This is a genomic window from Betaproteobacteria bacterium (genome assembly GCA_016194905.1).
Lineage (GTDB): Bacteria > Pseudomonadota > Gammaproteobacteria > Burkholderiales > JACQAP01 > JACQAP01.
On sequence record JACQAP010000007.1, the window covers coordinates 53,442 to 61,508 of the forward strand.

Annotated in this window: 8 protein-coding genes; 6 read left to right on the top strand and 2 right to left on the bottom strand. The window is 54.2% G+C overall.

Annotated elements, in window-relative coordinates; translation table 11 throughout:
* Positions 1–6: 6 nt before the first annotated feature.
* Both HY067_03425 and HY067_03430 read right to left on the bottom strand, forming a co-directional pair.
* Positions 7–705 carry a helix-turn-helix transcriptional regulator gene (locus HY067_03425; protein MBI3526995.1) on the bottom strand — a complete coding sequence of 233 codons (699 nt, stop codon included), beginning with the start codon at positions 703–705 and terminating at the stop codon, positions 7–9.
* A 217-nt stretch (positions 706–922) separates the two neighbouring features.
* A complete protein-coding gene (locus tag HY067_03430) occupies positions 923–1,837 on the bottom strand; it encodes a WYL domain-containing protein (protein MBI3526996.1) in 915 nt (304 codons plus the stop codon).
* Between the two features lie 126 nt (positions 1,838–1,963).
* Between HY067_03430 and HY067_03435 the strand changes: the two genes are divergently transcribed.
* From HY067_03435 to HY067_03460, 6 genes are all read left to right on the top strand, one after another.
* Positions 1,964–2,950, top strand: a complete 987-nt coding sequence (locus HY067_03435) for a patatin-like phospholipase family protein (GenBank protein ID MBI3526997.1) — start codon at positions 1,964–1,966, stop codon at positions 2,948–2,950.
* Complete coding sequence (locus HY067_03440) at positions 2,943–4,094, top strand: hypothetical protein (protein MBI3526998.1); 1,152 nt, start codon at positions 2,943–2,945, stop codon at positions 4,092–4,094. Before HY067_03435 ends, HY067_03440 begins: the two co-directional genes overlap by 8 nt.
* The gene (locus HY067_03445; GenBank protein MBI3526999.1) at positions 4,095–5,768 is read left to right on the top strand and encodes a ThiF family adenylyltransferase; all 1,674 of its coding nucleotides are present in this window, start codon (positions 4,095–4,097) and stop codon (positions 5,766–5,768) included. It begins immediately after the preceding gene.
* Positions 5,753–6,220 (top strand): Mov34/MPN/PAD-1 family protein, encoded by a 468-nt coding sequence (locus HY067_03450; GenBank protein ID MBI3527000.1) that lies wholly within the window; start codon positions 5,753–5,755, stop codon positions 6,218–6,220. The genes HY067_03445 and HY067_03450 overlap by 16 nt, the downstream gene beginning before the upstream one ends.
* Before the next feature lie 218 nt (positions 6,221–6,438).
* A complete protein-coding gene (locus HY067_03455; GenBank protein ID MBI3527001.1) occupies positions 6,439–6,621 on the top strand; it encodes a hypothetical protein in 183 nt (60 codons plus the stop codon).
* Between the two features lie 351 nt (positions 6,622–6,972).
* Positions 6,973–8,067 (top strand): tyrosine-type recombinase/integrase (locus HY067_03460; GenBank protein MBI3527002.1); only part of this gene is annotated, 1,095 nt, incomplete at its 3' end.

Below are 8,067 nucleotides of genomic sequence, written 5' to 3' on the forward strand. Positions count from 1 at the left end.
GTCGATTTATCCGAACTTGACCTGACGGCGGACCCAGATCTCTTTGGGTTCTGCGCCTTTCTCAAAGGCGGCCATGTGAAGCACCGTCACAGGCCATGGTGTCTTATCTGGCCAGCTCGGTGACATAAGTTTTACATCGCGTGTCGCGATCACCACGGATATATTTGCCGCAAACAGAGAATCTAGGAGATTTTGAATTTCTCTATAGACTTCGAGCTTGTCTACCTCGCTCGTCAAATCCCAGCAATCTCGCCAGTCTCGGAGGTAGTCCAGTAACGTCGCAAATGTCTCTTCAGCAGCGTCATTCATCGGCGTTGCGGGCATGGATTGATCTGCCATGGCGGTCGTGAAAGCGGCCATAAGGTCGCGCCCTGATTTGACCAGATTGCACGCAACCGTCACATGGTCGCGTTCAAATTTTTCTTTCTCGGCTAGTAGATGTTCTTTAGTTGGAACGTCACAAGGCTTGTTGAAGACATCGATGTCCTCTGATTCAAAAGCGCGAGCCAAGGCGCGTCGCGTGTCGACACTCGAGGGCTCTCCGTTTTCAACGCGCTGTACCGTACGGACGCTCAAGCCGCTGATGGCTGACAAGGTTTCCTGGGACCATTTCCTCATCTCCCGCAATATTTGTACGACGTGACTAAACTCTTGCGGTGTAACAATGCGCATGGTTTCGGGGTGCGTTTTCTGTCCTGCATTCATATCAGTCACCTACCTAGGGGTTGAAGAGCCTTCAGCATTGACCTTTCTCGGGCTATCGGACACGACAGCAACCCGACAGTGAAACGACACGATCGCTAACGCCCCGTGATCCAGTAGATATCCCTCAGAGGGGACCAACATTCAGGCGCATTTGCATCTCCCTCCTTGCCGATAGTGAGGGCGCACATGAACGCTCTTGATCCGCGATAACTCAATGCTAACTTGATGACGCCACGTATCCTGGCGCGAGGTGCGCATTCGCTACGCCATACAAGGTCGGTGTATTGCGAAGCCAAAGTCGGTACTCAGGGCCGATCAATGAGTGTGTCGGCGAACAGTCAACGATCCATTGACGCAGCAGGTAGCTGGCGAGCGCCGCCCGTACGCGGACTTTTAATACACCGTCCTTCATCTTGTAGTCCATCGCCACAATCTCCGGACGTGTTTCCTTCGGGTGCGGAACGAGTTCCAGTTCAAGCATGCGTCCCCATTCGAAATCGTGTTCAGGAAGCTCATGCTCCTCGACGGGACTTGATTCCTTGTCATTGGCTTCGTGAATACGAGTGAGAACAAAGTCGATAAATTGCTGCCGCAATCGATCGAACGCCCGTACGTGCCACCTCACACCATTATTGGCAAGCGCGAAGGGAACTATCTCTCGGGTCAATTCGCCGCTCGAGAATGAGCTGTAACGAATACTCACGGGACTTTTTCGATAAATCGCGCGAGTAATCGGCGCGAGTACCTCTATGCGCGGGGTGCACAACTCCGGTGGAGTTTCGCATAGCAATAACGCACGCGTCCTGCTTGATTGACTTTCGCCGAAACCTCTAGACAACGCCGTCAGCACTCGCTCGACGTCATGTTCGAATTTGGCGGTGAATTGCTTTGCCGGTCGGTAGGACTTGCTGACTGGATCAAGATCGATCCGGCCGCCTAGCTCTTTTCTATAGAGCGCAATGTCCCGCGTCGCCGCGGCAGTCCCGATGCCGAATCGACTTATCAGGTCTGTTCGCTTCAACTCCCCCAAAAACAGACAGCGAAAATCGATAAAAACGAGTCGTTCATGCGCTCCAGGTGTGATGTCAGCCGTAGGCAAATGTTTAGAACGCTTCTGAGCAACAACCGCCATTTATTTGAATTCCATGAATAGTTAAAATCTTTAAGAGGAGTATACGCGATCAATATGATCGCATGATATAATCTTTACGAGTTTGTGCTGAATATGCCAACAATTATTGTATCTATTTAATATTAAATGGGAAAAAGATTTCAGATACTTGCACTGTCCGGCGGAGGCTACCGCGGCTTGTTCTCTTCCCGCGTTCTTGAACTGATGGAGGAGCAATACGGAGGGAGGATCGCGGATCGCTTCGACCTGATCGCAGGAACCTCAATCGGCGGCATCCTTGCGCTGGCACTGGCACTCCGTATCCCTGCTGCGCGGCTGACGGAAATATTCAAGAGCCATGGTTCTAGAATTTTCCATCCGAGGAGCCTTCTCTCCGGTTGGCTCGGCGCGAAGTACGACAATCGTTATCTAAAAGCATTGCTATCGCGCGACGAATTTCTCGGCGGACGACTTCTCGGGGAAAGCAGGACGCGTCTTCTAATCCCCGCTGTGAACTATACCTCAGGCGCGCCGCAACTCTTCAAGACGCCCCACCATGCAAATTTTGGCCGGGATCATCGGCTATCCATGGTCGATGTGGCCCTGGCAACCAGCGCCGCACCGACTTTTTTCCCGATCTACGAACTTAATTCCCAGCAATACGTAGACGGTGGCTTGGTAGCAAACGCGCCAGGATTGCTTGCAGTGCACGAGGCGCGTGAATTCTTGGGGCAAAACCCAACAGATGTACATGTTCTTGCCGTCGGCACGATCACGAGCCAGGTGACGGCAGATCCGACGGCGACGCTCAATCGCGGTAAAGCTCGCTGGGCAAGCAGCATTTTCGAGTTGACCATTTCAGCGCAAGAGTCGCTCAGTAAATTCATGCTGAGCCATTCTCTCGGCGAGCGCTACATGGACGTAGACGTTTTAGTTACCGAAGCGCAGTCGGCGTCAGTTGGCCTGGACAAAACAGACGAGGCTGCGTCCAGCGTCTTGATCGGCCGCGCGAACCACCTTGCGCAGCAATGTTTTGGGCGCCCCGATTTCCGCGCCTTCATGAGCCACAAGCCGGACGAGCCGGCTTTTTACCACGGACCGAATCAAAACATAAGGAACAGCGACGATGCTTAATCTTCACCGGCTTTTCTACAGTTCCAACAATGACCGCTCATACTACTGCGTGGTTTTGCCCACTGAAGAGCAACGGCAACATCTCACGCAGGCAAAGAATAAAATTCGCGACCACCTCCGTGAGGGAATCGAGCAAGCCTCGATGACGATTCTCGATCAGACGAGGAAGGTGTCACCTCGTTTCAGAACGCAGGGGTCCTGGTCTTACAACACATGCATCCAACGCGCTCAGGTGCCGCCGCAGGAGATGGATTGGGATCTCGGCGTCTACCTGCCCGTATCGGTGTGGGAGGACAATCACCCGAAGATTGCCGCCACTGTTTACTACGGTCTGCTCGAAAAATTGCTCAAATCCCTTTGCGCGAAGGAGGGTTGGACTCTCTGCGCGAAAGACACATGCGTTCGGGTCGTGATCGGCAAGGATTGCCATGTAGATGTACCACCATATGCGGCACCCGATGCGCAGTTCACTGCCATTCAGGAGCGCGTGCTGGCGAAGTCACTCACGTTCAAGGACGAGCATTACGCTGAAGCAAGCGCTTTTGGCGAATTGCCGGAGCCGGACTGGGATAGTCTGAAGGAGATCGTCCTCGCCACTCGCAATGGCCAGTGGAAAGCATCTGACCCGGGCGTGGTTTCGGATTGGTTCCGTCACCAGATTGCGGAACACGGGGAGCAACTGCGCAGAATCTGCCGCTACCTGAAAGGCTGGCGGGATTTTCAATGGATAGAAGGCGGGCCATCTTCAGTAGCCCTCATGATTTGCGCGTGCCAGTCCTTTCAGCCGATGCACGGTCGTGATGACCTTGCCTTGCTTGAGGTTGCGCGCGAGCTCGCCGACAAGCTTTCGGGTGATCTCCATGAGAATTTAATTGACGAGCGCGAAGATTTTAACAACCTCGGCCCCGACGATCGTATTGCCGCCGAGGCGAAGGCCCAGGTTCTCTATCGAGTGCTGAAACACGGACTCGATGCGAATCGCTGGGAAAAGACTGATGTATTGAACGGGCTTCAACTGCAGTTCGGACCCCGGATGCCTCGCGAACTGGATTGGATCATTGATGGCACTCCGCAGGCGGTGGTGAGAGCCGCGCCCGCCGTTGTGGTGCCCCAGCCCGAAGTCCGTCGCTCAAAGTCCGGCTAAATGTCGGTAGCATCTTTCGGCCCTGTCGCCAGGTGGCTGCGCACCCAGGGATTCAAGCAAATCCGTGCGCAGGCGTCTGCGACGAAGGCGTTTCGGGGTGAGCTGACCTGTCGAGGTCAGCCGGTACTTGTGCGTATTGAGATTGCGGATTGGGACTTTGTTTCCCATCCCAAAGTTTTCCTCGAATCTGTACCGGAGGTGTTGAAAGGCTTCAGACCGCATGTCCTTTCCGGAGGCGATCTTTGCTACTACACCAGCGGCGGGATCGTACTTGACCGATTCAAGCCAGCCGAGGCGTTCGCGAGATGCTTGCTCCGCGTGCAGGAAGCTTTAGAAGAGCTCGCTGGCGGTCGCGAATTTCGCTTCGGCGCGCATGACGAGTTCGGCCTGTATTGGCACGAGGGATCGGTCTATACAGGAAGTATCGACCAGAAGAAGAAGCGAGCGCGCTTGGTGTACATAGAGAGCGTGCAGACGAGCTTTTACGTGCTCACCCAGACCGGCGACGAGCCGGAATGGCTCGCGCACGCTGTCGGCGGCGCGATCCGGCAGTCGTCAGAGATTCCTGTTTGGATTATTGAAACGTCAAAAAATCCGTCGGTCGATGTTGATGGTGGACTTCCTACGACAATCAAAGCAACGATGGAGTGGATAAAGCGCTGGGACCCCACTGCATGCCAGCGACTCATGAGTCTTCTCGAAAGCCGGGACTATCTCGCTTACAACGTTGTCGCTTTCGTTTTTTCAAGTCCGGTCGGTTTCTTTGGTTTTTTCCTTGAACTTGAATCTACTCATCGAAACGCATATAGGCGAAAGCCAGCACGATATCGGCATTACCTCTTCAACAAGGGGGCGCGCACCCCTATCACCCGCGTCTACGGGGTCGATATCTCTCCCGAATTTGTGCATACACGCAATATCCAGGGAAACTCTTTGCTTGGAAAAAAGGTGACAGTGATAGGTTGCGGCGCCATTGGGGGATATGTCGCCCATGCATTAACAAGACTCGGTGCCGGCGTTGGCGACGGCGGTCGTTTGACATTGATTGACTACGATACGATGCAGCCGGGCAATCTCGGGCGGCACGTCCTTGGATTTCCTGCGCTTGCACTCGACAAAAGCGTCGCGATTAAAAAGGAGTTAGAGGCCCAATTTCCCTATGCCAATCTGCGTGCACTCAAGGAAGATGTACGTAAATATCAGCAGTTATTTGAGGAAGATCTGCTGATTGACACTACCGGCGAGGAAAGCCTTTCCATAGCTCTTGCCTACGCGCATCAACAATGCGTACATGGGCGGGGAGCACCTCCACTAATGCACGTGTGGGTCGCAGGAAACGGGGAAGCTGCCCAAGCGCTATTCGTAGATGGAAAGAAAGGGGGCTGCTATCGTTGCATGTGGGTGGATGATCCAAAAATTGGCATGAAGGATCGTATGCCGTTGATAAAAAAACCGCCGGCCACGCGATTCGTTGGATGCCAAAGTGTGACGATGTTCCCGGTGTCGGCGGCAATGTCGGCCGCGGCACTCGCATCGGACATTGTGATTGATTGGCTAGCCGGAAATCCTTCGCCACGTTTCCGAACGCGAGCACGCGAAAATGCCGAGGCGTTCCCTGTCAGAAACCAAGACTTGGCGAGACTGCAAAGCTGCCCCGCGTGCAAGAGGACATAGTCTTTCGTAATCAGCGGAACGATGGGTTTGTCATCGTCGTCTCATCCGTGTTGAATCAAATCAGCCGGTATCGCCAAACCCTTGCCAATGATCAGGAAGCGGGAGGCATTCTCTTGGGTGCTCGCAGAGGACGGCATATCGAAATTACGTTCGCTACAACACCGAAGCGTGGAGACAAAAGGGGGCGAACCGATTTCCATCGAATCTCTCCGTTCCATCAGAGTTTCGCGCGGCGTGCATGGAAGCGATTTGATCGCAAGTTGGACTACATCGGCGAGTGGCACACGCATCCGGAGCATAATCCCTCCCCGTCTCACATTGATATTGCGGAATGGAGAAAGCTCCTGCGCACGAGGAAAACCGAACTTGTATTTATGATTCTCGGGATTTCAGGTTTGTGGGTGGGTATTTCGAGCGCCAATATTGTCGTCGCGCTTCCTGAATTCGGATGATTGATGCCCGAGGCGGCATTTGATGAATTTAGTATGTTAATCCGCATGTAAAGAAGTGTTCATTTTTGCGGAAAAGGGGCGAGCATGACCCTTTGCAATACGTATGGAACGATGAAATACGGCAAAGCGGGCAACCAGTCTTTGGGCGTATCGTCGGCACCCTGACTCGGACTTTCAATATACGTACTGCTTAGGGAAGGTCTCGATGTAGGTCGATCGTGAGCGGCACCAATTCGCAAACGCTGGATCGGCCTTTACGCCGTTACGTCACCAGTTTTGGCGACTTAATGGGTCTGTGCGAACTGGCGCTCGGGACTCGAAGCATCCTGCAGCAGCGCGAGCCTTTAGCCACTCAGAATCAGCACATTCGCGGCGATTCGATCATCCACGCGCGGCCGTAGTTGCGGTCGCCAAGATATAACGGCAGGCGACATTCCAACAATCCCAAAAACTTGCTTGTGTCCGCAAGGAGGTCCGATACTCCGCCAACTGCTCCGGGACTATCAGTTCCGGCAGCCCCGTCAGTTCTGCCAGTTTTCGAACAAGCGCACGCTTGTTAGTGTTCGTAAATTCCATCGAAACTTTGTATTTCCCGCCCCAGTGTTTTCAGAAATCCACGAAGCAACATGCCGGCCTTATCTGCCCGCGGCGCGCCTGGGCACTTCGGTCGTATTCGATCGCATTGACCTGGACCGTATACTCGATGAACATAAGAACCGGAACGGGCGGCCCTGTGAGAAAGGAGACAAATCATGGGCCGACCGCAAGACGGCATCTACCGTGACAGGCAAGGTAACTGGTGGGTCGACAAGGTCTATCGCGGAACTCGACTTCGCCAGTGTTTCGGCCAGAATCTTGAAGAAGCGCAAAGCTGGCTGATTCATCAGTTGGAGCAGTTGCGTCAATCTCATCTGTTCGGCTTACGTGCCAAGCGGACCTTTGACGACGCGGCGGCGAAGTACCTGCTGGATCATCAGGACAAGGTGTCGATCGAGAGCGACATCTATCACCTTGAACGGTTGATGCCTTATATCGGGCAATGCACGCTCGATCAGATCCACGACGGTACGCTCGAAGCATTTGTGCGCGATCGGAAGGCGCGGAGACTGGCCAACAAGACCATCAATCTCGGGCTGACGCTGGTACGGCGGATGTTGAATCTGGCCGCCCGCAGCTGGCGCGACGAAAATGGTAAGACCTGGCTGGAAACGCCTCCGCTACTGACGCTCTTACCGCTTATCGGGCATCAGCGCGAACCTCGCCCTATCACCTGGGCCGAGCAACGCGAGTTGATACCCCGGCTACCGGATCACTTGGCCCGCATGGTGCTGTTCGATCTGAACACCGGCGTGCGCGACGAAGTGGTGTGTGGACTGAAATGGGAATGGGAAATTGCTGTTCCTGAACTCGGGATCTCCGTGTTCGAGATTCCGCGGGAGAGCGTGAAAGGCAGGAAGCGTAGTCGCGTTCTGGTCTGCAATTCCGTCGCACAGTCGATCGTCGAATCGGTTCGGGGAATGCACGAAGAGTTTGTGTTTGTGTGGACCCGGGGCGTAAAGAAGGTCTATGTAGGCGGTTCGATGGAGACCATGAACAACACGGCGTGGCAACGGGCGAGGAAGGAGATAGGTATTCCCGATCTTCATATCCATGATCTTCGCCATACCGTGGGAATGCGGTTGCGCGAGGCTGAAGTTCGGGAAGAAACGATTGCCGACATCCTTTGGCATGTTCGCCCAGGGATGACAGCGCACTACTCGGTGGCCCAGGTTGCCGAACTGGTGGACGCGCTAAATCGAATTACCGATGAGCGCAGTCGGACGAATCGAAGCCTGGCAATGATTGCA